The following is a 24,113-nucleotide window of genomic DNA, read 5'->3' on the forward strand; positions in this document are numbered from 1 at the left end:
TTAAGTAATTAAGTAAATAATTATTAAAGTTATAACTTGAAACACTGAAAGAAGATGTCTAGTGTTGAAAAAAGTTACGGTTGATACATAATAAGACTCATCATGTTACTAATTTCATAGAAGGTATTTCAAAAGTTATGTCTAAGTCTCCACAAGATGTTTTAAGTCAAATTAAAGACGAAGGAATTGAACTCATCGATTTAAAATTCACAGACATCCATGGTAAATGGCAACATTTAACTCTTACATCAGACATGATAGAGGAGGATTCATTTACAGAAGGTCTAGCCTTTGATGGTTCATCAATAAGAGGTTGGAAAGCAATTAATGCCTCAGATATGTCAATGGTTCCTGATGCAAGTACAGCATGGATAGATCCTTTTTATAAACATAAAACTCTAAGTATGATTTGCTCTATTCAAGAGCCTAGAAGTGGTGAACCTTATGATAGGTGCCCAAGATCGTTAGCTCAAAAGGCTTTAAAGTATTTAGAATCTACTGGTATAGCTGATACAGCATTTTTTGGACCAGAACCAGAATTCTTTTTATTTGATGACGTGAGATATGACTCAAAAGAAGGTTCCTGCTTTTACAGTGTAGATACTATTGAAGCTCCATGGAACACAGGAAGAATTGAAGAAGGTGGAAATTTAGGATACAAGATCCAATATAAAGAAGGTTATTTTCCAGTTTCTCCAAATGATACTGCGCAAGATATCAGATCTGAAATGCTCCTTTTAATGGGTGAATTAGGTATACCCACAGAAAAGCATCACCATGAAGTTGCTGGTGCTGGTCAACACGAACTTGGAATGAAATTCGATTCGTTAATAAATTCGGCTGATAACGTAATGACTTATAAATACGTTGTTAGGAACGTTGCAAAAAAATATGGGAAAACCGCAACGTTTATGCCCAAGCCTGTTTTTAACGATAATGGAACTGGAATGCATGTTCACCAAAGTTTATGGAAGAGTGGGCAACCACTATTTTTTGGTGAAGGAGCATATGCAAATTTATCTCAAACGGCAAGATGGTACATCGGAGGCATACTTAAACATGCACCTTCATTCCTAGCATTTACTAACCCAACTACAAATAGTTATAAACGATTGGTTCCAGGATTTGAAGCTCCTGTAAATCTAGTTTATTCTGAGGGCAATAGATCAGCTGCAGTAAGAATACCTTTAACAGGTCCTAGCCCTAAAGCTAAAAGATTAGAATTCAGATCAGGTGATGCACTTGCCAATCCTTACTTAGCATTCTCTGTAATGATGCTTGCTGGTATTGATGGAATAAAAAATCAAATTGATCCTGTTGATGGAGTAGATTTCGATTTATTTGAACTTCCAGCTGATGAACTTGCAAAAATAGATACAGTTCCTTCATCTCTAAATGATTCACTTAATGCGCTAAAAGCAGACAAGGATTATCTATTAGCTGGTGGAGTATTTACCGAAGATTTTATTGATAACTTTATTGATATAAAATACGAAGAGGTACAACAATTAAGACAAAGGCCTCATCCACATGAATTCTTCATGTACTACGATGCTTAGTTAATAAAAAATTTTTTTTAATTAATCAATTTGAGAAATATCACAAAATATTCTCAAATTGATTTTTTTTTTGTTGGAATATAAATACATAAGTTAAAAAATGACAAGGGAATCTATTTCAAAAATTGCATATAAAACGCTTCAACAGAGTAAAAGCATTGCAGGTTTTGCTCACAAACAGATCAGTTCAAGATTAATGAATTTTATTCTTCCCGATTCTAAGCTAGAAAACATTGATATAGATAAGAATCTTCTATTAGAAATTCAAAATTCTATGGATTTTTTAAGAGAAGAAGATTGGAATGATGCTGAAAAAAATATATATCCAAAAAAATTATTGTTTGATGAGCCATGGCTTAGATATTTGACTCAATATCCTAAAATTTGGTTAGATATGCCAAATACATGGGATAGGAGGAGAAAACAAAACTTTGATGATCTTCCGAAATCCATTGAAAAAGATAACTATCCTCAATATTATTTAAGAAACTTTCATCATCAAACAGATGGTTATTTGTCCGATTTTTCAGCTAGTATTTACGACTTACAAGTAGAAATTCTTTTTAATGGAAGTGCTGACTCCATGAGGAGGAGAATAATAAAACCAATAAAAGAAGGACTTGAAAATTTTAGTAATAGAAAAAAAAGTTCTATTAAAATACTTGATGTTGCTACAGGATCAGGAAGGACATTAAAACAATTAAGAGGCGCATTTCCTAAAGAAAAAATTACAGGAATTGACTTATCTGATTCATACTTAAAAGAGGCAAGTAGATATATTTCAGATTTAGATGGCGATTTAATTGAGTTAATAAAAGGTAATGCTGAAGAACTACCTTTTGAAAATGATATTTTTCAATGCATTTCTTGTGTTTACTTATTTCATGAATTACCTAGAACAATTAGAGATAAAGTATTAAATGAATTTTTTAGAGTTCTAGAACCCGGCGGAACTATGGTTTTAGCTGATTCGATTCAAATAAGTGATTCGCCTAACTTTACATCCATTATGGAAAATTTCTATAAATCTTTTCATGAGCCATTCTATTGTGATTACATAAAGGATAATATAAATTCCAAAATTGAGAAGGTAGGTTTTAAAAATGTGAAATCAAAGTCCTTTTTTATGACCAAAGTATGGTCTGCTGTAAAGTGAATCTAAAACTTCTATGACTTATTGGGATAAAGATACTATTAGGCTTGCTCAAAGTCTTAATGATAAGTTAAAAATTGATCATTTAAAATGGCATAAAGATAAAGGGAATAAATATAAGAGATCTGCAGAACTTATTTCGGCTGGGTTATGTCAATTAATAATTTCTTGTAATGAGAAAGAAACTATTGATTATATGGAAGAAAGTATTAAATGGTTAAAAGAAATTAAGGTAGATCAGCCTTGCCCAAGTAAAAATCACCTTTTCGAAGCCAACTGAAGTCTATTCCCCTTACTACTCCATCTGATATCATCAAAACATTCATTAATAATATATAAACCTCGTCCATTAATACTATTTATTTTTTTTGGTAATTTATAGTCTCTTTTTTTTATTTCTAAACCATTACCTTGGTCCTGAATTTGCCATACACACCAATTAGGAGTAATTATTCTTCTCACTCTAATACTTTTTGTGGGGTCTAATTTATTACCATGTTTTACTGCATTAACAAGCGCTTCATGTAAACCAAGTTTAATAAGATAAGATGATTGATATTTTTTAATTGGTTCCAATAATTGATCTACAAATTCATTTAAATGTAATGAAGATTCAAATTCGTAATTTGACCAGTTAATCCTTGATCTCTTAAAAAATTTTTTTAAAATATTTTTGCCCTGATATAAGGACATAATAATATTTTGATACTAACTCAATATTAACTTATTAAATACCTCAATTTCAAAGAATATTATCATGTCTTTCTGCTATTGCTGGATGCCTTAGGATTGAGTCCATAAGTCTTACTCCTCTTAGTTGATTTATTAAAGGCATATGTCCATCAGGAGCGTCTAATGACCAACAAAAAGATGTAGGATATCTTGTCCATAAACCATCTTTCTTCCAACCTATTTTAGGCCACAATAATTCATATTTTTTCCCTACTGATTTTAAAATCTTAGCTTGTATTGAAAAACTAAATCTACCAGTAGAATAAACGGTCCATAATCTATCGATTGTTTGGAGATCTTTACCTGACATATTCTTAACCTCACTGTAGAAAACATATCCACGTTTTTCAGCTAATTTTCCAGCTAATTTTCGCAGGTATGAACTTGTTAATCTATCTGCGTCTTCAAATTTCTGCTCAATAAGCATCAATTGTAATTCTTCATAATTAATGTCCTTATCTGAATAAGTATTAAACCAATTATTGAATTTGTTGTTTTGAAAGAATTCAGGCTTATTTTTTTTTAAAACTTGCAATAACCAACCTGCGACCCACTCATCACCATCTTTATCAAAGATTTCAAACAATTTTGGTCCAAGTTTATAAATGTTTTCGACTTCAGCTTCGATTTGAATTAATAAATTTATTCTTTTACGTTGATTAGAATCTACAAATTTATTTATAAGATCTAATGTAGCATTAGGATAGTTGTCTTGTTCTTTGTTAGTCATTTTAAATAAATTAACCTAAAAATAAAAAACTATCCATGCATTTCAAAAGAGAAAAACTAGAGAAATTTAGAAGTTTTAACGGACCACTTATAGATGTTAGGAGCCCGAGTGAATATTATAAAGGACATATGCCTAATTCTATTAACATTCCATTATTTGATAATGATGAGAGGGAAATAGTTGGGAAAATATATAAGATAGAAGGTAGGGAAAAAGCAGTAATAAAGGGATTACAATTTTTTGAAAAAAAATTGGATTTATTTCTTGATAATTTATTTAGTAATATTTACATTAATAAACCTATTCCTAAAAACATTAATGATGAATTAACAATAAGAATATATTGTTCTAGAGGTGGAATGCGGTCACAAAGTATTGCTTGGTTACTAGAAAAATATAAATTAAATTCCATCTCACTTAAAGGAGGATACAAAACCTATAGGAGATGGATATTGGATAGTTTTTCAAAAAAGTGGAATATTATTATCATAGGCGGGAAAACTGGGACTGGAAAAACAAGGTTATTGTCATTACTAGAGAAAAAAAAATATCAAACTATAGATCTTGAAGGATTTGCTTGTCATAGAGGAAGCACATTTGGTGGTTTAGGGATGAAAGAACAACCATCAAACGAACAATTTGAGAACAAAATTTCAGAAAAATTAAGTACTTTTAAATCAAATAAAAATATTTTTGTAGAAGCTGAAAGTGCAAATATTGGTAAATGCAAAATACCTCATGAATTCTTCAATCAGATGAAAACATCAAGGAGAATTGAAATTATAAGGAGCGAATTAAACAGGTTAGATGAGTTAATAGAAACTTATAGTCAATTTAAGAAATCAGAACTCAAAGAATCTGTACTAAGGATAAAAAAAAGATTAGGGCCACAAAGAACAAAAAAAGCTCTTGATGGGATTAACGATGAAAAATGGGAATTAGTTTGCAGATGTGTTTTGGATTATTATGATAGATGTTATGAATTTGAAAAGGTTGGTAAAGAAAACATTAAGACATTAGATTTAACTGACATGAAATATGATGAAAAGATCTTAAAATTAATAAATTATTTTTTATAAAATGTCAATAAACGAAAGTAAAAAATATTTCCTAAAATATAAAATATTATTTGAACATTATGTCAGTAAATAAAACAGCAAAAATACAATTTTATCAAGGAACTGATGAACCAGTAGTGCCTGAAATAAGACTTACTAGGAGTAAAGATGGAACTACTGGTCAAGCATTTTTTTTATTTGAGAAACCCCAGGCATTAACTTCAATTGCAGACGGAGAGATCACAGGTATGCGTATGATTGATACTGAAGGGGAGATATTAACAAAGGATGTAAAAGTAAAATTTGTGGATGGAGAACCAATATTTTTAGAAGCAGTTTATATTTGGAAGAACACTCCAGACTTTGATCGATTTATGAGATTTGCAAATAGTTATGCCAAAACAAATGGATTAGGATATTCTGAGAAGAAGTAGAATATTAATTAAGTTGAATAGTCCATCATATTTCAAGTTAATAGTAATTTTAATCACATCTTTAATAATATGGACTTTAAGGGACTTCCTACTTTTAATAATTTGCTCATTAGTAATTTCAAATATTGTATGTAATTTATGTAATCAAATACAAAAGGGGCTTAAAATTCCCAGATTATTATCTTTGTTTCTAGTATTAACAGCAATATCAGTTCTAGTTTTTACTATTTTTATTCTAGTCTTACCTCCGTTTGTGAAAGAATTCAATGAAATACTGGTTGATATTCCAAACGGTTTATCTAAAATAATAGATTTACTTAATACAAATCTGAATAATTTAAATAGTTTATTTTATGGCGAAGAATCAGAAAATGTTCTCGATATATTTAATCTCATAAATAATGTAGTTACCATTCCAGACGCTGCAACTATTGCAAAGGCTATACAAGAAAGTTTTAGGAACTTAATTAATATAGCGGGGAATCTGGGCTCAGGACTTTTAAAGTTAATTTTTGTACTAGCAGTCAGTTTGATGATATCTCTTGAGCCAAAACAATATAAAGAAAATATTCTTACGTTAATTCCTAAGAATTATCGTAATAAATTCAGAAATATTCTTGATAAATGCAATATAGCTTTAGCAAACTGGACATTCTCTATGGTAATAAGCTCTTTATCTGTAGGTATATTATCTTTAATTGTTTTATCAATACTAGATGTCAAATATGTTATTTCTAATGCTTTAATAGCAATGGTTTTAAATATAATTCCAAATATAGGTCCAGTAATTAGTGGTATATTTCCAATTTCGATTGCACTTCTAGATAATTTTTGGAAACCGATGGCAGTATTAGGAGCATATATAATTATTCAAAATATAGAAAGCTATTTAATAATGCCTTCTATAATGAAGAAAAAAGCTAATCTTCTTCCTGGTTTAACCTTAATCTCACAATTCGGATTTACTTTCATTTTTGGTCCATTAGGTTTAATCTTATCTCTTCCTTTAGCAGTAGTAATTCAGGAATTAATAAAGGAATCAATTAAAGAAAATTAAATCTTACTTGTTTAATTTTTTATATAAATAGGGATAGGATAAAAGTATAAAGAAAGCTAAGGGATGTCTACTAAAAGCAAAGTGTAATGAATTAAAAGTAAAATGATCAAATAATATTCTCAATTCAGTAGAAAGATCTATTAATACTAAAGAAAGTAAAATCATTAAATAGTAATTCAATTTCATAAAATTCGAAATATGTTTTAATCTTTAAGCAAAAAAGATGGAGCTAATAAAATACTTGAATAACTTCCAACTATAATTCCTATTGATAAGGACAAAGAAAACCAAAATAGTGAGTAAGAACCAAACAAAATTAGAGTCAATAAAGGGATTAAGGTTGTAATGCTTGTAAAAGTTGTTCGCCTGAATGATTCATTAACTGATAATTGAATAGTGTCGTTATAGTCTTCTTTTTTTAATTTTAAATTTTCACGAATTCTATCAAATATAACAACAGTATCATTTACAGAATAACCTGCAATAGTTAATAAGGATACCGCAAATAAGCTATTTACCTCGACAGATAATATAATTCCTAACCAAGAAAAGATACCGAAAACTATTAATAAATCATGGAATAAAGCTAATAATGCAAATAAAGCATATTTTCTATCAAATCTAATAGTTATATATAAAGATATTGCAAATAAAGAAACCAACAATGAAGTAACACAGTTAGTTAGTAATCTTTTTCCAAGCTTTGGACCAATTAATCTTGAATCTTTACTCTCATAGTTTAAAGGCCCAATAATTTTATCAAGATTAGTAATTAGATTATTAGATTCTTCAATACTCAAGTAAGGTGTTCTTATTGATATTAATTTATTATTATTTTGAAATTGTAATTTAACATTATTTAAAATATTTTTATTTTTAGAAAACTCTCTTAAATTTTCTAAAACCGAATCAGGAGAAATATCAGAACATGACTCTTCACAAAATCTCTCAATTCTTAATTCATTTCCCCCAACAAAATCCATCCCTAGATTAATAGGTTTCTTATATGAAGTATTAAATGTGGAATATAAGATACCTAAAAGACTGAACAAAATAAGAAATGTTGAAAACCCAATTATCTTTTTTTTATTTTTTATTAGTTCAAGATTAAATAATTTCATAGAAAGATAAGAAATAAAAGATTTAATTAGTAAAGTTGTTCCTGGGTAGGTAAAGATTTTTTTGTCTTAAGGATTGATATGTTGTAAAAAATCGCAGAATAGTTTTTGAACAATTTAATGATGTAAATAAGCTTATTAAAACTCCAATACCTAATGTTGCTGAAAAACCCTTAACAAAATTTGTACCTAATAAAAATAATACAAAACAACTTAGAAGAGTTGTAATGTGTCCATCCACAATGGATGAATTTGCTCTTTGAAAACCGCTATCAATAGATCTTATAAGAGTATTACCGTCATTTAATTCTTCTCTAATTCTCTCAAATATTAGTATATTCGCATCAACAGCCATGCCAATACTTAGTATGAGACCCGAGATTCCAGGTAATGTTATAGTCACAGGTATTAAGGAATAAAGAGCCAAGTTAAAGAAACCATAAAGAATTAGAGATAAAACTGAAACAAAACCTAAAATTCTATAATTAAAAATCATAAATATACCAACAATAATTAATCCACTAACGGCTGCATAAAGACTTTTTAAAATATTATTTAATCCAAGCAATGCTCCTATGGTATTAGTTTCTACTATTTCAATTGGCAAGGGTAATGAACCTCCTTTAAGTTGTACTTCTAATTCTCTAGCATTTTCAGCGTTAAAATTACCACTTATTGTTGCTGACCCACCTGTAATGCCAGTATTAGCGAACTGACTACCAACACTAGCTTCACTTATAGATTCTCCATCAAGAATGATTGCTAAAAGTTGATTAGTACCAGCAATTGATTTTGTGATTTCGGCAAATTTATCACCTCCTGTATTACTAAAAGTTAATAAAACTTCCCAATTACTATTTGTTTGTTCTTGTCTCCTTCCTGCATTAATAAGATCCTTACCAGACAAATCTGTTTTGATAAATAAATTTGTAATTTTTTTATCAACATATTTTTTAATTTCAATTAATTTGCCATATAAATCTTGACTATTAGAAGAATAATTTAATTTTTGTTCAATATCTTTGATTCTATCTTGAATGGTTTTTAAGAACTCATCTGACTTTTGATTTTTTTCTAAAGAGGAAAATTCATCTATTAAATCTTTAATATTCAATCTCTGAAGTTGCAATTCCTTTAAATCTGAAGATGTTCCTAATTTTTGGGTTCTAAACTCCAATAAAGCTGTCTTACCTAGAACTCTTGAAGCAACTAATGGATTCTGTTCTCCAGGTAACTCTAAAATCAATTGATCGCCACCAAGTGTTTGCAAGTTAGATTCGGAAACACCTAAATTGTTAACTCGTCTATCGATAACAGAATTAACTGCGTCAAGTTCGTCCTTGGTTACCTTACCTTCCTCTTTAATAATTTGCAGTGTAAGTTGAGAACCACCTTGTAAATCCAATCCCAACTGGAGAGGGTAATTTAATAATAAATAAACAGATAAAGTAAGTATAAATATTATAAAAAAAAGCCAACCTTGCCTTCTTTTCATTGACTATATACTCCCACTTATTAAATGTTCAACATTTTCAACTATTTGATGAGGTTGGATTATTGTCAAATTCTCAAGATTTCCATTATATGGAGTTGGTATATCCTGACTAGATAACCTTATTGGTCTGGCGTCAAGATCATCGAAACACTCTTCTGTTATCAAAGCAATCAATTCTGCGCCAATGCCGCCCGTCTTCATACATTCTTCAACAATAATTACTTTATTTGTTTTTCTTATTGATTTTGCGATAGTTTCCATATCAAATGGTTTTAAACTTATCAAATCAATTAGCTCTACATCTATTCCTTTTTTATCTAATTCTTCAACAGCGTTAAGGCAATGATGTCTCATTCTAGAATAAGTTAATAAGGTAACATCTTTACCTTCTCTTACAACGTCAGCCTGATCTAAAGCACAAGTATATTCTCCCTCAGGCAATTCTTCAGACAAGTTGTAGAGAAGTACATGTTCGAAAAACAGAACAGGATTATCATCTCTAATCGCTGCTTTCATTAAACCTTTAGCATTTGTAGGAGTACTGCATGCCACAATTTTTATACCAGGAACTGCATGAAAATATGCTTCAAGTCGTTGACTATGTTCTGCTCCAAGTTGTCTCCCAACTCCGCCTGGACCTCTTACTACTGTAGGAATCTTATAATTTCCTCCACTTGTATATCTAAGCATTCCCATATTATTAGATATCTGATTAAAGGCTAAAAGCAAAAATCCCATATTCATTCCTTCTACTATTGGTCTTAACCCAGTCATTGCTGCACCTACAGCCATACCTGTAAAACTATTCTCTGCAATTGGAGTATCTAATACTCTTAATTCCCCATATTTTTCATATAAATCCTTAGTTACCTTATAAGAGCCTCCATATTGACCAACATCTTCACCCATAACGCAAACATTAACATCATTTGCCATTTCCTCATCAATTGCTTCTCTTAAAGCGTTAAACAATAATGTTCCAGCCACAATTAATTTCCTTATTAATCACACAATAATCTTACCATTTTAATTAATTTATCCTCCCTCTGCAAAGGTTATAAGCAGTAATATTGACAAAATCATTCCTGGTGAGAGCAAAAGAATTAAAAGACCTAGGTCATGTATAGACATTCAAAAAAAAGTATTTTTTTAATGATATTGGCAATTCAACTTTTCTTCAGAAAAAAACTGCGAATAAATACAATGAAAAGTCCAATCCCAATAAAAGCAAAAGAAAAAGTTAGCAAAAAAGATAATCCAATTATTAAAGTATTAAGACTAGAAGAAATATTTTGGACTATTTCAGAAGAATTAGATGGTTTATGTATTGAAAAATATATTGCAATTTTATTACTCAAGAAATAAAAAAAGATAAATAATAAAAAACTAGTTAATGAGCCAACTATGAAATTTATTGGCCCTTTTTCGGGAATATTGTTATTTTCAATATTCTCATTATTTTTATATTCGCTATTATCAGGCACAATAAAATATTTGTTAATAGAGTAATTTATATAAATGTTATTCCCTTTTCAAGTAAAGTACAAACCCAAGAATCATAACCTTTATCTTTAAATAATTCGTAATTTACGCTTAATTCTTTTTTAGCCGTTTCAGTATCTTTAAATAATGCAAAGCAAGTAGGGCCTGATCCACTCATAGAAAATGTCAAACAATTATTTAACTTAGAAAGTAAATATAATGCCTGCTTTACAGAATCATTCTCCTTCTCTACAACTAATTGCAAATCGTTTTTTATATTCATTTTTTGATTAAAAAAACTTAATCTATTTAAGCCATTATCTCTAAGATTGTTTCTTATCTTCGCGATCATTTCTTTACTAGTAAGATAATCATTACAAAATCTATTACTATATTTTTTATAAGTCTCAGCAGTAGATACTGATACATCAGGATTTTTTAAAAGAAGTACTCCATATTCAAATTTTGAATCTAATTTCTCCAAAATTTCGCCTCTTCCAAAACATAACTGAATACCACCATTAATAAAGAAAGGAACATCTGACCCTAACTTTGATGCCAAGGTAGTTAGTGTGTTTTGATCAAGGTTCAAATTCCATAATTTATTAAGTCCAATTAATGTTCCTGCTGCATTACTAGATCCACCAGCTAATCCTGCCCCTATTGGAATGTTTTTTCTTAAAAATATATTTGCTCCTAAATCTAAATTTGATTTTTCTCTTAGTAAATTTGCTGATTTAACTATTAAGTTATCCCTTGAAACACTTAAATCATTACAATCAGATGCAAGTTTAATTAAACCTTCATTATTAATTTCCAATTCCAAGTAATCAGAAAGATCAATATTTTGCATAATCATTGCTAATTCATGGAAACCATCCTCTCTTTTGCCTATAACTTCAAGGTGCAAATTTATCTTGGCAGGAGATTTTATAATGATTTTTCCATTAGTCAAATCTTGCATGTATTTAAATTTTACTTTTTATTTTAATACAATTTACTGCTAGATTAATCCATTGTTCAATTGAAATATCTTGTGGTCTTAAATTAAAACAAACTCTTGAAGATTCAGATAATTTATTTATCTCTTCATTTGAAAGTATTGAATTAAGAGTATTTCTAAGCATTTTTCTTCTTGAGTTAAACGAAATTCGAAGAAGTTTATCTATATATTTTTCTACACTTATGTCTAATCTTAAATCTTTTTTTATAGGTTCGAAAACTACTAAGGATGAATGAACTTTAGGAGGCGGACGAAATGAATTGGGTGCTACATCGCAAATTTTTTTTATTTTTGATAGAAGTTGTATCCTTATACTAAGCGCCCCTGCATTGGAACTCCCCTCTTTTGACAAAATCCTATCCACAACGTCTTTCTGCATTAAAAAAATAATTTTTGCATAATTATAGTTTTTTATGACACCTAATCTCCCTATAAAAATATCTAATATTGGGCCAGTTATATTGTATGGAATATTTGCAACTACTTTTGTAATCTTATTGTTAATAGAGTTTAAATTTACAGATAGAATATCTCCCTGCTGAAGTGAAAACTTATCATTATTATTGAATTTAATTTTCAACAAATTAATTAAATCTTTATCTAATTCAATTGCGTGTAATTTCCTAATTTTTGAATCTAATAACTTAGAGGTTAAAGCTCCTCTTCCTGGACCAATTTCTAAAATAAAGTCATTTTCATTAAGATCAGCTACTTCCTTGATTTTTTCTAATATTTTGCTATTTACTAACCAATGTTGTCCAAATCTTTTTTTTTGATGATAGTTTTTAGAATCCATCTAAAAGATAAATAATATGTTTAAATTAAATATGAATTTATTTAATATTTTATATCATGAGCTTATCCAAAAAAAATTTAGATAAACTTAATAACTATAAAATAAATAAAAATTTAAATAACTATAGAAATAATATTAGTAATTATACAAAAATAGATAACAATAAGAACTTAACTAAAATTCCACTTAAATCTCAAGATCCCAATGAAATTTTTTATTCTTTAATCGACAATTCAGAATCTCTAGACGAAACTTCTAAAGTCAATAATTTACTAAGAAATACTGAGATCAATCAATTTAATATTAATTCTAGAAAAGCTAATTTTTCTAAGAAACTAACAACTGAAGAGGAAATGTATGATGAATTTAATTATCTTCTTGATGAATAATTAAATTTATTATTTACTTATGCTTCAGAGTAATAGATTAGCAATTTATGCTATCGGCAAAATAAAGAAAATTTGGATTAGAGATGGAATTAACCAATACAAAAAAAGAATGCCCGAACTTATAATTAATGAGTTAAAGACTTTTAATATAAAAAGTCTTAAAACCAATAATAATATTATTGTCTGCCTTAGTGAGGAAGGAAAGCAGTTTACTTCAGTTGAACTATCTTCTTTACTCTTGAATTTTAAAAATAAACAAATTAATTTTTTAATCGGTGATCCTGATGGAATTAGTTCAGATATAAAAGAAAAATCTGATATTATACTTAGCCTTTCTCCTTTAACTTTTCCTCATGAATTAGCTAGATTAATACTAATCGAGCAAATCTATAGAGCTATTTCCATATCTAATAACTCCCCTTATCATCGTTTTTAAAAGATTAGATTTAATCTAAAATTAATCTACAAAAGCTTAACAAATAACTATTTTTTTAGTTTTTACTGTACAGTACATATATACTATTAATTTAAGTTTTGGATTCCTTTGGCTCAGCGGCTAAAAAGTTTAAACTCCCCTTATTAGCGGATTCTGTATCAGCAGGATTTCCCTCTCCTGCAGATGATCATACAGAAGAAAATATTGATTTAAATGAACATTTAATATCTCATCCTTTTAGTACTTTTTTTCTTAGAGTCAAAGGCGACTCAATGATAAATGCAGGAATTAAAGATAAAGATTTAATAATAGTAGACAAGAGTTTAACCGCCAGACCGGGGAATATTATTATTGCAATGATAGACGGAGAATTTACAATAAAAAGATTATCTATAAGAAATAATGAATTATATTTAAAAGCAGAAAATCATAATTATCCTGATTTTAGATTTAAAAACCATATTGATTTACAGATATGGGGGGTTGTCATTTATTCAATACATAGCTATTTATGAGAATCTCAAGTATTGAGGCTATAGCTCTTATAGATGCTAATAATTTTTACGCGTCATGTGAACAAAATATCAATCCTCATTTAAGAAATAAACCAGTAGTAGTTTTATCTAATAATGACGGATGTATTATTGCGAGAAGTCCTGAAGCGCGAGCTTTAAAAATTAAAATGGGAACTCCTTATTTTAAAGTGAAAGAAAGATTAAATAAATTAGATGTAGCAGTCTTAAGCTCAAACTACTCGCTTTACGGCGATATGAGCAGAAGACTAATGAATTTACTAAAAAACTACTGTGAACAGATAGAAATTTATTCTATTGACGAAGCATTTGTCTCAATTTCTAGACCTAATGATAAAAATCTATATCCTTGGGCAAGAAGCGTAAGATCATTAATATATCAGAATCTAGGGATTACCATAACAGTAGGAATAGGAGAGAATAAAGTAAGAGCAAAGATTGCTAATAAATTAGCTAAAAATATTGATTATTCAGCTGGAATATTTGATTTAGCTAGAACCAGAAATGAGAATAATTATTTGAAAAGAATTAGTGTAGATAAGATCTGGGGAGTCGGGAAACAAACCTCTAATTGGTTACAAAGTAAAGGGATTAAAAATGCGAGAGAACTAAGAGATATGGAAGAAAATGAAATTATTAAGAAACTAGGCATCGTATGGACAAGATTGCAATTAGAACTGAAAGGTCATAAATGTCTGCCTATAGAAAAAAACAAGAAATCAAGAAAAGAAATTCAGGTAAGCAGGAGTTTCGGTACTCCTGTCACAAAATTAGAAGACTTAACTCAAGCACTGGCGACTCACGCAATAAAAGCGTCTGAAAAAATGAGAAGTCAGAATTTACAATCATCTAATATTAGAGTATTTGCCAGAACCAGTAAATATTCAAGTCAAAATTATCAAAGAAGTGCTCATAGAAAGCTTACAAATGCAACAGATGACACAAATAATATTTTAAAAATAGTAGTTGAATTATCTAAAGAAATTTATAATCCCGAATATAAATTCTCAAAAGCTGGTGTTTTAATGCAGGATTTAACTAATAACGAATATTTACAGCAATCAGTTATCAATTACAAATCTCATAAAGACCTAAAAAAATCAACAAATCTCATGAGAACAATTGATTCATTAAATAAAAGATTTAATAACAATGCAATTACATGGGCTATTACAAAAAAACCACAAAGTTGGACGATGAATAAGAATTTCTTAAGTCGCTCATCTACAACTGACATAGAACAAATCCCAACTATAGTAAAGTAAACAAAATAAAATGGAATTTATTATATTTTTAAGCAAATTAGATAAAGAGATTCTTGAATTATTAATAAAAGCAAACTACATAGTTGAAGAAAACAAAATTGAATGTCTCGTAAACAAAGAAATAAAAGGACTACATAACTTTGAAGAAAATAAAATAATAATATGTACTGAGAATGCAAAAAGGAAAACAAATTATAGAGTAACTAAACAAAAACGAAATAAAGATAACTTCAAAACAGAATTGGCAATAAGAAAAGCATTGAGACATGAAGCCACTCATGCTATACAAAAATGTAATAACAATAAAACAGTGGGGAATATAAAAAATTTAGAAGGTAAATTACATCAAAGGAAGAAGAAGGCATTAGAATTTTCTACTTCAAATTTTTCTGGGACTTATGCAAAAGAAGTGGAAGCTTATGTTCTTGAAGATAAACCCAAAAAGGTAAAAAACCTTATTAAAAAATACTGCCTATAAATTTAAATAAAAAATGTTAACTAGCAACGAAATTACCACAGCGTTGTTTATCTAAAAAATTAATATGTTGTCTTTCTAAATAATATAATTCCTGAAATTTAATCGCATCTGAATTTAAATCCTTAAAAAGATCGTCTATCTCTTTATTAGTATTTGATGAACCTGAAGAAGGATTATCAATTAAGATGGATATACAATTTTCTAAAGTTTTTAATCTTTGAGATCCCCAAGATTCGATCAAGTGTCTACATCTTTTTAGAGAATTATATTTCTCAAGAAGTGATAAAGTTCCGAGTAAATTATCTTTAGGATTACTCAGCAATGTTAAAAACAACTCATTTGGATTAATAAAAATATTAATCTTATTTGATGAGTCAGGATCATTAAGAGCTAAGTAGTCAGGCAGATGTGAGATTAAGTTAATAGCAGAAAAGTCTTTTTGAAGAATTTGACTATTTGATTTTTTTAAATCATTTAAATAATTTGAACCCAAATTATTTTGTTCGATTTTTGAAATGGCTTCCCATAAATTTTGTATATAATTAGTATTAAAACTGGTTATTTCTCTTTTGAGAAATTCATCACGAATAAATAGTCTAAGATCTGGGCAATGTAAATAATAAAAAATTATTTCCGATTCATTTTTCTCACGCCGAGAAATTTCATTTGGTTGTTCAAATTTTTTTGATCTACCATGCCAACGAAATCCCTTAACTTGATTTCTTAAATCTTGTTCAAACTGTATTGCCAACCTAGCTTGTCCTTTACTTAATTGTTCGGCAACTTTCTGTAAGTAATGAGTTCTGGTTGATGATTGAGGTAATTTACTCAATAACTTTACTAATGAAGAAATAACACTCTGGAAAATTTCAGACTTAGTTAAATCTTTATCTTTAAAGATCTGATCAATCTCCCAATCAATCCAAAATGATGAATTATCAATTAAATTAAAATAATCTTCAGGAGTATGACTATTCAAATATTCGTCAGGATCTTTAAAATCACTTAGTTGAAGTATTTTAAGATTAATTTGATCATGAAGAGAGAGACTTTCAACTTCTTTAATTACTCTTTTTGTAGCTAATATCCCTGCATTATCAGAATCAAAATTCAAAATTATATTTTTATTATCTGTACATCTACATAGTTGAGAAATTTGATATTTATTTAATGCGGTGCCTAGAGACGCAACAGAATTAGTAATACCTTTTGAATGAAGAGAAATTACATCAAAATAGCCTTCAACAATAATAGCTTTATCTCTTTTTCTAATATTGCTAGAAGCTTTTTCGAATGCAAACAACATTTTTCCCTTTTCAAATATCTCTGATTCAGGAGAATTAAGATATTTAGGTTCCTGTCCATCAAGAGATCTACCCCCAAAGGCAACTACTCTTCCCTGCATATCATGAATAGGAACAATTAATCTATTTCTAAAACGATCATAAATCTTGTCAGAATTATCTTTAGAAATTGCAAGACCTGAAGCTAAAATTTGATTAATATGAAATTTTTCTACCTTAGATAGATAATTAAATAAATCATTCCATGAATTTGGAGCGAAACCTAATTCAAAGTTATCAATAATTTTGTTATTTAAGTTTCTATTTGAGGTTAAATATTTCATTGCTTCAACACCAAGAGAATTATTTAATTGAGACTTAAACCAATTTTTAGTGACTCTTAGTATTTTATAAAGTTCTTCCTTTCGAGATAATTGTTTTTTATATGCTTCAACTTGGTGACCCTCAAGATTTTCAACATTAATATTGTTTTTCTTAGCGAGAGAAAGTACCACATCAGAAAAATTTGCACGAGTAAATTCCATTAAAAATTTAATGGAATTACCACCCGCACCACAAGAGAAACAGTAATAGAATTGTTTAGTTGGTGATACTGTCATGGAGGGCTTAGTATCATCATGAAAAGGACAAATTCCAACAAATTCCTTCCCTTTCTTCTTAAGAACAACATGTTCAGATATAACATCAACAATATCTGCCTTTTCTTTAACCTCTTGAATAGTTCTTGGATGTATAGAATGAACCATTGAGATTTTTATCAACAAATAAATAATGTTTATTTGTTATAGTTCAAAATCAATTAAGAATCTACATAATTTCACAATAAAACTATTTATTAAATGATAAATATCGCAAAATTAGAAAAAAAGTTAAATTCATTTAATAAGTTTAATTTGGTATTTGCCTCATTCTTCTTTAGTTTGATGACTTTGTGCGTAAAAAATATTGATAAAAGGATACCTATTTATGAATTAGTTTTCTTCAGGTCTTTGCTAAGTTTAATGATTACATTATTCATAATTAATCTAAAAAATATAAACCCTTTAGGTAACAATAGACCATTACTTATTTTAAGAGGTGTTTTAGGAACTCTAGCTTTGGTTTGTATTTTTTATGCGATAAGAAATATGCCTCTTAGTATATCTACTGTCATTCAGTACACATATCCTATTTTTATATCTATATTTGCTGGAATATTTATAAACGAAAAAATAACTCGGAATTTGGTTTTTGCTTTAATTATTGGCTGGATTGGAATATTAGTAATATTAAATCCATCTCAGTTATCAAATATAAACGTTGAAATTGAAAATATTTCTATTATATTGGCATTTCTTGGATCAATTTGTACTGCATTGGCTTACGTAACGGTTAAGGAACTTTCATTAACTGAAGATGTTTATGTAATTATTGAATATTTTCCACTTGTATCTTTTATAACATTATTGCCAATTGTATTAATCAACTGGGTTACCCCAAATTGGGATGAAATAGTTTGGATATTTGGAATTGGGCTATTTACTCAATTAGGTCAGACTTTCTTGACTATAGGATTAAAAAACTTACCTGCGTCTGAAGCCTCGACAATTAACTATTTACAAGTATTATTCGGATCAATATGGGGAATTTTATTTTTCAGTGAAATGATAAACATAAATTTTTTATTAGGGGCTTCACTAGTTTTATTAGGAACTATTATATCTACTACCAAAATAATCAAAAGGACATAGAATGTTATAAGTATTAAACAAAAACAGTGAAATTCTTTTATTTAACTTTGTTGTTTTGTTTTTCTCCTATTCTTCAAGTTAAAGCTACAACTCCAAAGTCAGTAACTTGTACAAGAACTGAATATAGAGAAGAATATATTCCTGGAACAAAATCAAATCCCGGATATGTAAGAAGTTATGAAGTAGATGTAGAAATACCTTGTGGAGGATCAAAAGCGAAGAGAATTAACGATGATGACTGTACTGATGGGAAGATAGCTGGTGCATTACTTGGGGGAGGAGTAGGTGGTGCTATTTCAAGAAAAGAGGGTCGATGGTGGGCAGTACCACTTGGTGCAGTTACAGGAGCAGCTATTGGTTGCCAAGTGGATGGTGGTTAATTGATTAGTTGGATAACTGGAGAACTTGTTGAATTTTGGCAAACCAATCAAAAATATTTCGTTTTAATAAATTGCCAAGGATTAGGGTACGAAATTCAAATACTAGAATCCTTTTTTATTAAATTAAAAACAAATAAAAGATCTAATACAAACATTACTCTTTGGATAAAACATATCAAGAAAGAAGATTCAGATTTACTTTTTGGCTTTACATTGAAGGATCAAAAGAATTTTTTTATTGAAATTTTAAATGTAAGAGGTGTTGGATCTCAAATTGGTATGGGGATATTAAATAAATTTTCCATTAGTGAACTCATCAATGCAATAAAAACACAAAATAAAAAACTAATTAGTTCTGTCCCCGGTATAGGTCAAAAAATGAGTGATAGATTAATTTTAGAATTAAAAAGTAAATTTAAAAATGAAATAAAAATTGAAGGAGAAAAAGGCAAAAATGAAGTTGAGGTTAAGAATCCTGAAATCAAGAAGATGGTTGAAGACCTTCAGTTAACTTTAGAGTCTTTAAATTACACCAAGAATGAAATTAAAAGTATTTTGCCAGTAATTGTCAAAGAAACTGATGACCTTTCTAAAAAAGAAAAAAAAGCATCATTTGAGAATTTATTAAAATTAGCTATGAATCATTTAGACAACGTTAGTAGTAATATCGTCAGATAACATAGTAATATAGGTTTAAGAAAAACAAATTTTATGTCATTAGATACAGCTGAAAAACAGGAGCTTATTAAAAACCATCAAGTACATGCGACCGATACAGGCTCAGCAGAAGTTCAAATCGCAATGCTCTCTAAAAGAATTTCGAAATTAAGTGACCATCTTCAAGGAAATATTCATGATTTCGCTTCAAGGCAAGGATTATTAAAAATGATTGGTAAAAGGAAAAGATTGCTATCTTATATAAAAGACAAAAATATACAAAAATTTCAAGATCTAGTAAAGAAAATTGGAATCAGAGGTTGATTTCAATTAATGAAAAAAAAACAATCAAAAAAAAAGATACAAAATAAAAAGAAAAAAATTTATTCTGAGAAAACTGCGTTTGCTAATCTAGAAAAAACATCTAATACAGTCACAACCCCAAATAGATCAACTAGTGGGATACCTAAATATGTTGCTGATAGAATGGCAAGAAGAATATTTTTTACAGCTGGAATACCGACAATATTAGGAATGTCTGTTTTTGTTGTTAGCTACATTATTGTTACAAAAAATATTGCTGAAATACCTCCTTCCTCAACAATCGCAATTTCAGCGTTGTTTTTCTTATTAGGTCTTGCAGGATTAAGTTTTGGAATATTATCAGCTAGTTGGGATAAGGAGCCTGGATCTTTTTTCGGTATTGAAAACATCCCAATGAACATTCAACGAGCAAAAGCAGCTTTTAAGCCAGCAACTCAAAATTTTGAAAAGAATAGTTAATTCAGGAAACTAAAGATTTCAAATTAACTTTGAACGATTTATCTTCCAACAATTTACATGCTCCTTGGATATCTCCAATACAGAATTGTTCCCCAAATTTAACGTAGGTAACGTTATTTTTATTTCTCACTGCAGCTAAAACTGGTATCTTGATTCCACATTTACCTTTATCTGGCTTAAATTTGATTAAACAGTCTCTTAATGTATTTTGAACTCTTACATCTGATGCTTGAAAACTTTCAAGATTAATAATAAGCAATTTAAGGTTATCTATTTCTCTACAATCATCAATTATTAACTGAGTTTTATCACTTTTTTTGTCTATCGTTCCCCAGACCAATAATCTTGTATCAGTAAATAAAAATTCTGATAATCTGAGATAAGTCTTAGGAAAAACTATTGCTTCGCAACTACCAGAAAGATCTTCCAGCTGAACTATCGCCATCCTATCACCTTTTCTCGTAGTGATTTGCTTTAACTCAGGGATCATCCCAACTAATGAGACTTTGGATCTATCTTTTGTTTCTTCTAACTGAGAAATACTTATTGGGGATACAAGTTTTGCTGGCTTAGTTAAATGTTTTAGAGGATGATCAGATAAGTAAAAACCCAAAAGCTGCTTTTCCAACTTTAACTTCTCAATAAGCGAATAATCATCCACCTTAGCTAATTGTGGATCTGAAAATGCTACATTTGAGAACTCTTCATTAGAATCAAATAGATTTCCTTGGCCGGACAATCTATCACGATTTCTTGAAGAGGCCCATTCAATAACATATTCTAAATCTGACAATAATTGAGCTCTATTATTATTATTTGAAAACTCATCTAGTGCTCCACAATGAATTAATGATTCAAGGCTTCTTTTGTTGAGAAGATTAGAAGGTAATCGCTCGCATAAATCTGATAATGACTTAAAACTTCCATAATTATTACGATTTTCAATTATATTTTTTATTGCAGAATCTCCTAAATTTTTAATAGCAGATAGGCCAAATAAGATCTGATTATTCTTAATCGTGAAATCAATTCCAGAGAAATTAATGCTTGGTGAAATGACTTCTATTCCCATCGAATAACAATTAGAAATATATCTTTGCATCTTGTCGCTGGAGCCAGAGTTTACGCTTAAGAGAGCTGCCATATATGCAACAGGAAAATGGGCTTTTAAAAATGCTGTTTGATAAGTTACTGCACCATAAGCAGTTGAGTGGCTTTTATTAAAACAATATTCTGCGAATAAAACCATTTGATCAAAAAGATCATTTGCTAATTTTTCATCTACACCCTTCTTCATAGAACCGTCTACAAAAATATTCCTATGTTTTACCATCTCTGATACTTTCTTTTTCCCCATTGCTCTTCGAAGTAAATCAGCATCACCCAGTGAATAACCCGCTAAGTCTTGAGCAATTTTCATGATTTGTTCTTGGTAAACCATAATTCCGTAGGTTTCGGTAAGAATTGACTTTATAAAAGGATGAGGAAAATCAACCTTTTCGTTCCCATTTTTTCGTTTTATGAACTTTGGTATAAGTCCAGCATCAAGAGGACCAGGTCTATAAAGAGCTAAGATAGATGAAATATCCTCAAGAGAGTTAGGTTTAAAGTCTTTTACAACTTGTTTCATCCCAGAAGATTCAAGTTGAAATATACCTTCAAGATCTCCTCTCCCAATAAGCTCAAAAGTCTTTACATCATTTTGAGGTAAATTATCAATATTTATTGTCTTTCCAGTGGATTGATGAATCAGAGAAACTGTCTTTTCAATCATCGTAAGATTCTTAAGACCCAAAAAATCCATTTTCAATAATCCAAGTGATTCAATATCATCCATAGAATATTGGGTTATTATTTGTCCTTCATTATTTCTTTGAAGAGGTACAAGCTCATCAAGAGGATCTGATGCAATAACAACTCCTGCAGCATGAACTCCATATGTTTTATTAGTTCCTTCAATTCTTAAAGCCAAATCAATCCATTTTTTTACCCTATTTTCATTAATATATTTATCTCTAAACTCTTGACTAGGAGAATTCTTATCAATCATTTCATTAAGTTTATAAGGTTTTCCTCTTACAACCGGTATTAACTTAGCTAATTTATCTGCCTCTCCATAAGGAATATCTAGAACCCTCGCAACATCCTTTAGAACCGCCTTAGAAGTCATCTTATTGAAAGTAATTATTTGAGCAACTTTATCCTCTCCATATCGATTAGAAACATAATCAATAACTTCATTTCTCCTATCAATGCAAAAGTCGGTATCAATATCTGGCATAGACTTTCTTGCCGGATTTAAAAATCTCTCGAACAATAATCCATGCTGAACAGGGTCTATATTTGTAATTTGAAGAGCATATGCTACTAGAGAGCCTGCTGCAGAACCTCTACCTGGTCCTACTGGGATAGAGTTATCTCTAGCAAATTTGATATAGTCCCAAACAACCAAGAAATAATCTGGAAAACCCATATCTTTTATGATTTTTAATTCCGAAGATAGTCTTTTTTTATAATTCTCATCAACTTCTGTAAGAGAGCGTTTTTTAAGTCTTTTTAAAAGTCCTTCATTAGATAATTCTGTTAGTAGAGAAAAAGAATCTTTGTGTTGATTAAGAGGGAATTTTGGCATTCTATATTTACCAAACAAATCAAATACTTCAATTTTTTGAGAAATTTCTACCGTATTATTCACAGCCTCTTTAATTGATTCGTCATCAATATGATCTTTAAAAAGTTCAAGCATTTCATTTTCACTTTTAATATATTCAGTGCCGGTATATCTCAATCTTTTTTCATCGCTTATTAGTTTTCCCGTTAATACACAAAGCAAGGCATCATGTGCTTCAACATCCATATTTGATATGTAGTGAGCATCATTAGTGGCGATGACTTTTATTTCGTGCTTCTTCCCAATTTTTAATAGTTCAATGTTAACAATTCTATCCTCAATAGAACCGTGATCTTGTATTTCAAGATAAAAATCATCTGCAAATAATTTTTTATACCAAAGAGCTATATCCTCTGCTATATCTAATCTTCCTTTCAAGATGGCCTGAGGTATCTCTCCACCAAGACAAGCTGTAGAAATAATAAGACCCTCACTATATTTACTTAAAAGAAATTTATCAATACATGGTCTAGAAAAAATACCTCGGCCTCTCATCCCATTTAAGTGACTAATTGTAGTTAACTTTACGAGATTCTTATAGCCTGTATGATTTTTTGCTAAGACTACCAAATGATATCTTTTTTCTTTTTTAGGCTGAGGATCATCAATAGATCCATTAATCACATACATTTCATTACCAATTATTGGTTTTATACCTTTCTCATTACACTTCTTGACCAAATCAAGGACTCCATACATAACTCCATGATCGGTCAGAGCGATAGAATCCATTCCAAGATCAACAGCTCTATCTACAATTTTAGAAATTTGACTTGCTCCATCAAGGAGACTGTAATCACTATGATTATGAAGCGGAACGAAACCCATACTCAATTAATTTCTATATATAAGATAGAGAAATTTTCTAAA

26 protein-coding genes are annotated in these 24,113 nt (G+C 29.3%); 16 read left to right on the forward strand and 10 right to left on the reverse strand.

The annotated features are described in order from the left end of the window. The first annotated feature begins 137 nt into the window (after positions 1-137). The 3 genes from glnA (at position 138) to EU92_RS02670 (ending at position 2,992) form a co-directional block, all read left to right on the forward strand. Positions 138-1,559: a type I glutamate--ammonia ligase gene (gene glnA / locus EU92_RS02680; protein WP_032523586.1), complete on the forward strand. Its 1,422-nt coding sequence runs from the start codon at positions 138-140 to the stop codon at positions 1,557-1,559. 100 nt (positions 1,560-1,659) lie between these two features. Next, positions 1,660-2,715 (forward strand): class I SAM-dependent methyltransferase, encoded by a 1,056-nt coding sequence (locus tag EU92_RS02675; protein ID WP_032523587.1) that lies wholly within the window; start codon positions 1,660-1,662, stop codon positions 2,713-2,715. Positions 2,716-2,728: 13 nt separating this feature from the next. Then, positions 2,729-2,992, forward strand: a complete 264-nt coding sequence (locus tag EU92_RS02670; protein ID WP_032523588.1) for a DUF6439 family protein — start codon at positions 2,729-2,731, stop codon at positions 2,990-2,992. On the opposite strand, the gene EU92_RS02665 is transcribed toward EU92_RS02670, so the two are convergent. Beyond that, positions 2,971-3,405: an ATP-binding protein gene (locus tag EU92_RS02665; RefSeq protein WP_032514341.1), complete on the reverse strand. Its 435-nt coding sequence runs from the start codon at positions 3,403-3,405 to the stop codon at positions 2,971-2,973. The two genes, EU92_RS02670 and EU92_RS02665, sit on opposite strands and share 22 nt — an antisense overlap. A gap of 49 nt (positions 3,406-3,454) precedes the next feature. Further along, on the reverse strand, positions 3,455-4,174 hold the full coding sequence (locus EU92_RS02660; protein WP_032523589.1) for a GUN4 domain-containing protein: 720 nt from the start codon (positions 4,172-4,174) through the stop codon (positions 3,455-3,457). Between the two features lie 35 nt (positions 4,175-4,209). Here EU92_RS02660 and mnmH point away from each other — a divergent pair, with 35 nt between their 5' ends. From mnmH to EU92_RS0109180, 3 genes are read left to right on the forward strand one after another with little or no spacing between them, the layout of a single operon-like run. Further along, positions 4,210-5,253 (forward strand): tRNA 2-selenouridine(34) synthase MnmH, encoded by a 1,044-nt coding sequence (gene mnmH / locus EU92_RS02655; RefSeq protein WP_032514339.1) that lies wholly within the window; start codon positions 4,210-4,212, stop codon positions 5,251-5,253. A gap of 59 nt (positions 5,254-5,312) precedes the next feature. After that, the gene (gene psb28, locus EU92_RS02650; RefSeq protein ID WP_032514338.1) at positions 5,313-5,666 is read left to right on the forward strand and encodes a photosystem II reaction center protein Psb28; all 354 of its coding nucleotides are present in this window, start codon (positions 5,313-5,315) and stop codon (positions 5,664-5,666) included. A gap of 13 nt (positions 5,667-5,679) precedes the next feature. Beyond that, positions 5,680-6,723 (forward strand): AI-2E family transporter, encoded by a 1,044-nt coding sequence (locus EU92_RS0109180; protein WP_032514337.1) that lies wholly within the window; start codon positions 5,680-5,682, stop codon positions 6,721-6,723. Between the two features lie 203 nt (positions 6,724-6,926). Here the strand turns inward: EU92_RS0109180 and secF are convergent, their stop codons facing one another. From secF to rsmA, 6 genes are all read right to left on the reverse strand, one after another. Continuing rightward, on the reverse strand, positions 6,927-7,844 hold the full coding sequence (secF, locus tag EU92_RS02645) for a protein translocase subunit SecF (protein WP_032514336.1): 918 nt from the start codon (positions 7,842-7,844) through the stop codon (positions 6,927-6,929). Between the two features lie 22 nt (positions 7,845-7,866). Further along, entirely contained in the window at positions 7,867-9,336 is a 1,470-nt protein-coding gene (secD, locus tag EU92_RS02640; protein ID WP_032523466.1) for a protein translocase subunit SecD, read from the reverse strand. Between the two features lie 3 nt (positions 9,337-9,339). Then, entirely contained in the window at positions 9,340-10,323 is a 984-nt protein-coding gene (locus tag EU92_RS02635; RefSeq protein WP_032523465.1) for a pyruvate dehydrogenase complex E1 component subunit beta, read from the reverse strand. A 179-nt stretch (positions 10,324-10,502) separates the two neighbouring features. Then, positions 10,503-10,820: a DUF3082 domain-containing protein gene (locus tag EU92_RS09570; RefSeq protein WP_072013186.1), complete on the reverse strand. Its 318-nt coding sequence runs from the start codon at positions 10,818-10,820 to the stop codon at positions 10,503-10,505. 26 nt (positions 10,821-10,846) lie between these two features. Then, on the reverse strand, positions 10,847-11,782 hold the full coding sequence (ispE, locus tag EU92_RS02630; protein WP_032523590.1) for a 4-(cytidine 5'-diphospho)-2-C-methyl-D-erythritol kinase: 936 nt from the start codon (positions 11,780-11,782) through the stop codon (positions 10,847-10,849). 4 nt (positions 11,783-11,786) lie between these two features. Further along, on the reverse strand, positions 11,787-12,617 hold the full coding sequence (gene rsmA / locus EU92_RS02625; RefSeq protein ID WP_032514331.1) for a 16S rRNA (adenine(1518)-N(6)/adenine(1519)-N(6))-dimethyltransferase RsmA: 831 nt from the start codon (positions 12,615-12,617) through the stop codon (positions 11,787-11,789). Between the two features lie 56 nt (positions 12,618-12,673). On the opposite strand from rsmA, the gene EU92_RS02620 reads away from it, so the two are divergent. From EU92_RS02620 to EU92_RS02600, 5 genes are all read left to right on the forward strand, one after another. Continuing rightward, positions 12,674-13,006 (forward strand): hypothetical protein, encoded by a 333-nt coding sequence (locus tag EU92_RS02620; protein WP_032514330.1) that lies wholly within the window; start codon positions 12,674-12,676, stop codon positions 13,004-13,006. A gap of 19 nt (positions 13,007-13,025) precedes the next feature. Next, complete coding sequence (locus tag EU92_RS02615) at positions 13,026-13,442, forward strand: 23S rRNA (pseudouridine(1915)-N(3))-methyltransferase RlmH (protein ID WP_032514329.1); 417 nt, start codon at positions 13,026-13,028, stop codon at positions 13,440-13,442. A gap of 98 nt (positions 13,443-13,540) precedes the next feature. After that, the gene (locus EU92_RS02610) at positions 13,541-13,957 is read left to right on the forward strand and encodes a LexA family protein (RefSeq protein WP_032514328.1); all 417 of its coding nucleotides are present in this window, start codon (positions 13,541-13,543) and stop codon (positions 13,955-13,957) included. Then, on the forward strand, positions 13,954-15,240 hold the full coding sequence (locus EU92_RS02605) for a Y-family DNA polymerase (RefSeq protein WP_032514327.1): 1,287 nt from the start codon (positions 13,954-13,956) through the stop codon (positions 15,238-15,240). Before EU92_RS02610 ends, EU92_RS02605 begins: the two co-directional genes overlap by 4 nt. A gap of 10 nt (positions 15,241-15,250) precedes the next feature. Next, complete coding sequence (locus EU92_RS02600; RefSeq protein ID WP_032514326.1) at positions 15,251-15,718, forward strand: hypothetical protein; 468 nt, start codon at positions 15,251-15,253, stop codon at positions 15,716-15,718. A 16-nt stretch (positions 15,719-15,734) separates the two neighbouring features. Here EU92_RS02600 and dnaG read toward each other — a convergent pair whose 3' ends face one another. Further along, entirely contained in the window at positions 15,735-17,768 is a 2,034-nt protein-coding gene (gene dnaG / locus EU92_RS02595) for a DNA primase (protein ID WP_032523463.1), read from the reverse strand. A gap of 93 nt (positions 17,769-17,861) precedes the next feature. On the opposite strand from dnaG, the gene EU92_RS02590 reads away from it, so the two are divergent. The 5 genes from EU92_RS02590 to EU92_RS02570 are packed head-to-tail and all read left to right on the forward strand — an operon-like array spanning position 17,862 to position 20,572. After that, positions 17,862-18,752 (forward strand): DMT family transporter, encoded by an 891-nt coding sequence (locus tag EU92_RS02590; protein ID WP_032514324.1) that lies wholly within the window; start codon positions 17,862-17,864, stop codon positions 18,750-18,752. Positions 18,753-18,778: 26 nt separating this feature from the next. After that, positions 18,779-19,132: a glycine zipper 2TM domain-containing protein gene (locus EU92_RS02585; RefSeq protein WP_032514323.1), complete on the forward strand. Its 354-nt coding sequence runs from the start codon at positions 18,779-18,781 to the stop codon at positions 19,130-19,132. After that, positions 19,133-19,810 (forward strand): Holliday junction branch migration protein RuvA, encoded by a 678-nt coding sequence (gene ruvA / locus EU92_RS02580; protein ID WP_032514322.1) that lies wholly within the window; start codon positions 19,133-19,135, stop codon positions 19,808-19,810. Between the two features lie 33 nt (positions 19,811-19,843). Beyond that, positions 19,844-20,113 carry a 30S ribosomal protein S15 gene (rpsO, locus tag EU92_RS02575; RefSeq protein WP_032514321.1) on the forward strand — a complete coding sequence of 90 codons (270 nt, stop codon included), beginning with the start codon at positions 19,844-19,846 and terminating at the stop codon, positions 20,111-20,113. Between the two features lie 9 nt (positions 20,114-20,122). Next, the gene (locus EU92_RS02570; protein WP_032523591.1) at positions 20,123-20,572 is read left to right on the forward strand and encodes a PAM68 family protein; all 450 of its coding nucleotides are present in this window, start codon (positions 20,123-20,125) and stop codon (positions 20,570-20,572) included. 1 nt (position 20,573) lies between these two features. Here EU92_RS02570 and EU92_RS02565 read toward each other — a convergent pair whose 3' ends face one another. Next, entirely contained in the window at positions 20,574-24,071 is a 3,498-nt protein-coding gene (locus EU92_RS02565; protein WP_032514319.1) for a DNA polymerase III subunit alpha, read from the reverse strand. Between the last annotated feature and the right edge of the window lie 42 nt (positions 24,072-24,113).

Source organism: Prochlorococcus marinus str. MIT 9107 (assembly GCF_000759855.1).
GTDB lineage: Bacteria > Cyanobacteriota > Cyanobacteriia > PCC-6307 > Cyanobiaceae > Prochlorococcus_A > Prochlorococcus_A marinus_N.

Bases quoted from the DNA above. Each gene is read 5' to 3' on its own strand.
- glnA (WP_032523586.1), top strand. From the start codon at position 138: ATGTCTAAGTCTCCACAAGATGTTTTAAGTCAAATTAAAGACGAAGGA.
- EU92_RS02675 (WP_032523587.1), top strand. From the start codon at position 1,660: ATGACAAGGGAATCTATTTCAAAAATTGCATATAAAACGCTTCAACAG.
- EU92_RS02670 (WP_032523588.1), top strand. From the start codon at position 2,729: ATGACTTATTGGGATAAAGATACTATTAGGCTTGCTCAAAGTCTTAAT.
- EU92_RS02665 (WP_032514341.1), bottom strand. From the start codon at position 3,405: ATGTCCTTATATCAGGGCAAAAATATTTTAAAAAAATTTTTTAAGAGA.
- EU92_RS02660 (WP_032523589.1), bottom strand. From the start codon at position 4,174: ATGACTAACAAAGAACAAGACAACTATCCTAATGCTACATTAGATCTT.
- mnmH (WP_032514339.1), top strand. From the start codon at position 4,210: ATGCATTTCAAAAGAGAAAAACTAGAGAAATTTAGAAGTTTTAACGGA.
- psb28 (WP_032514338.1), top strand. From the start codon at position 5,313: ATGTCAGTAAATAAAACAGCAAAAATACAATTTTATCAAGGAACTGAT.
- secF (WP_032514336.1), bottom strand. From the start codon at position 7,844: ATGAAATTATTTAATCTTGAACTAATAAAAAATAAAAAAAAGATAATT.
- secD (WP_032523466.1), bottom strand. From the start codon at position 9,336: ATGAAAAGAAGGCAAGGTTGGCTTTTTTTTATAATATTTATACTTACT.
- ispE (WP_032523590.1), bottom strand. From the start codon at position 11,782: ATGCAAGATTTGACTAATGGAAAAATCATTATAAAATCTCCTGCCAAG.
- rsmA (WP_032514331.1), bottom strand. From the start codon at position 12,617: ATGGATTCTAAAAACTATCATCAAAAAAAAAGATTTGGACAACATTGG.
- EU92_RS02620 (WP_032514330.1), top strand. From the start codon at position 12,674: ATGAGCTTATCCAAAAAAAATTTAGATAAACTTAATAACTATAAAATA.
- EU92_RS02615 (WP_032514329.1), top strand. From the start codon at position 13,026: ATGCTTCAGAGTAATAGATTAGCAATTTATGCTATCGGCAAAATAAAG.
- EU92_RS02605 (WP_032514327.1), top strand. From the start codon at position 13,954: ATGAGAATCTCAAGTATTGAGGCTATAGCTCTTATAGATGCTAATAAT.
- EU92_RS02600 (WP_032514326.1), top strand. From the start codon at position 15,251: ATGGAATTTATTATATTTTTAAGCAAATTAGATAAAGAGATTCTTGAA.
- dnaG (WP_032523463.1), bottom strand. From the start codon at position 17,768: ATGGTTCATTCTATACATCCAAGAACTATTCAAGAGGTTAAAGAAAAG.
- EU92_RS02590 (WP_032514324.1), top strand. From the start codon at position 17,862: ATGATAAATATCGCAAAATTAGAAAAAAAGTTAAATTCATTTAATAAG.
- rpsO (WP_032514321.1), top strand. From the start codon at position 19,844: ATGTCATTAGATACAGCTGAAAAACAGGAGCTTATTAAAAACCATCAA.
- EU92_RS02570 (WP_032523591.1), top strand. From the start codon at position 20,123: ATGAAAAAAAAACAATCAAAAAAAAAGATACAAAATAAAAAGAAAAAA.
- EU92_RS02565 (WP_032514319.1), bottom strand. From the start codon at position 24,071: ATGGGTTTCGTTCCGCTTCATAATCATAGTGATTACAGTCTCCTTGAT.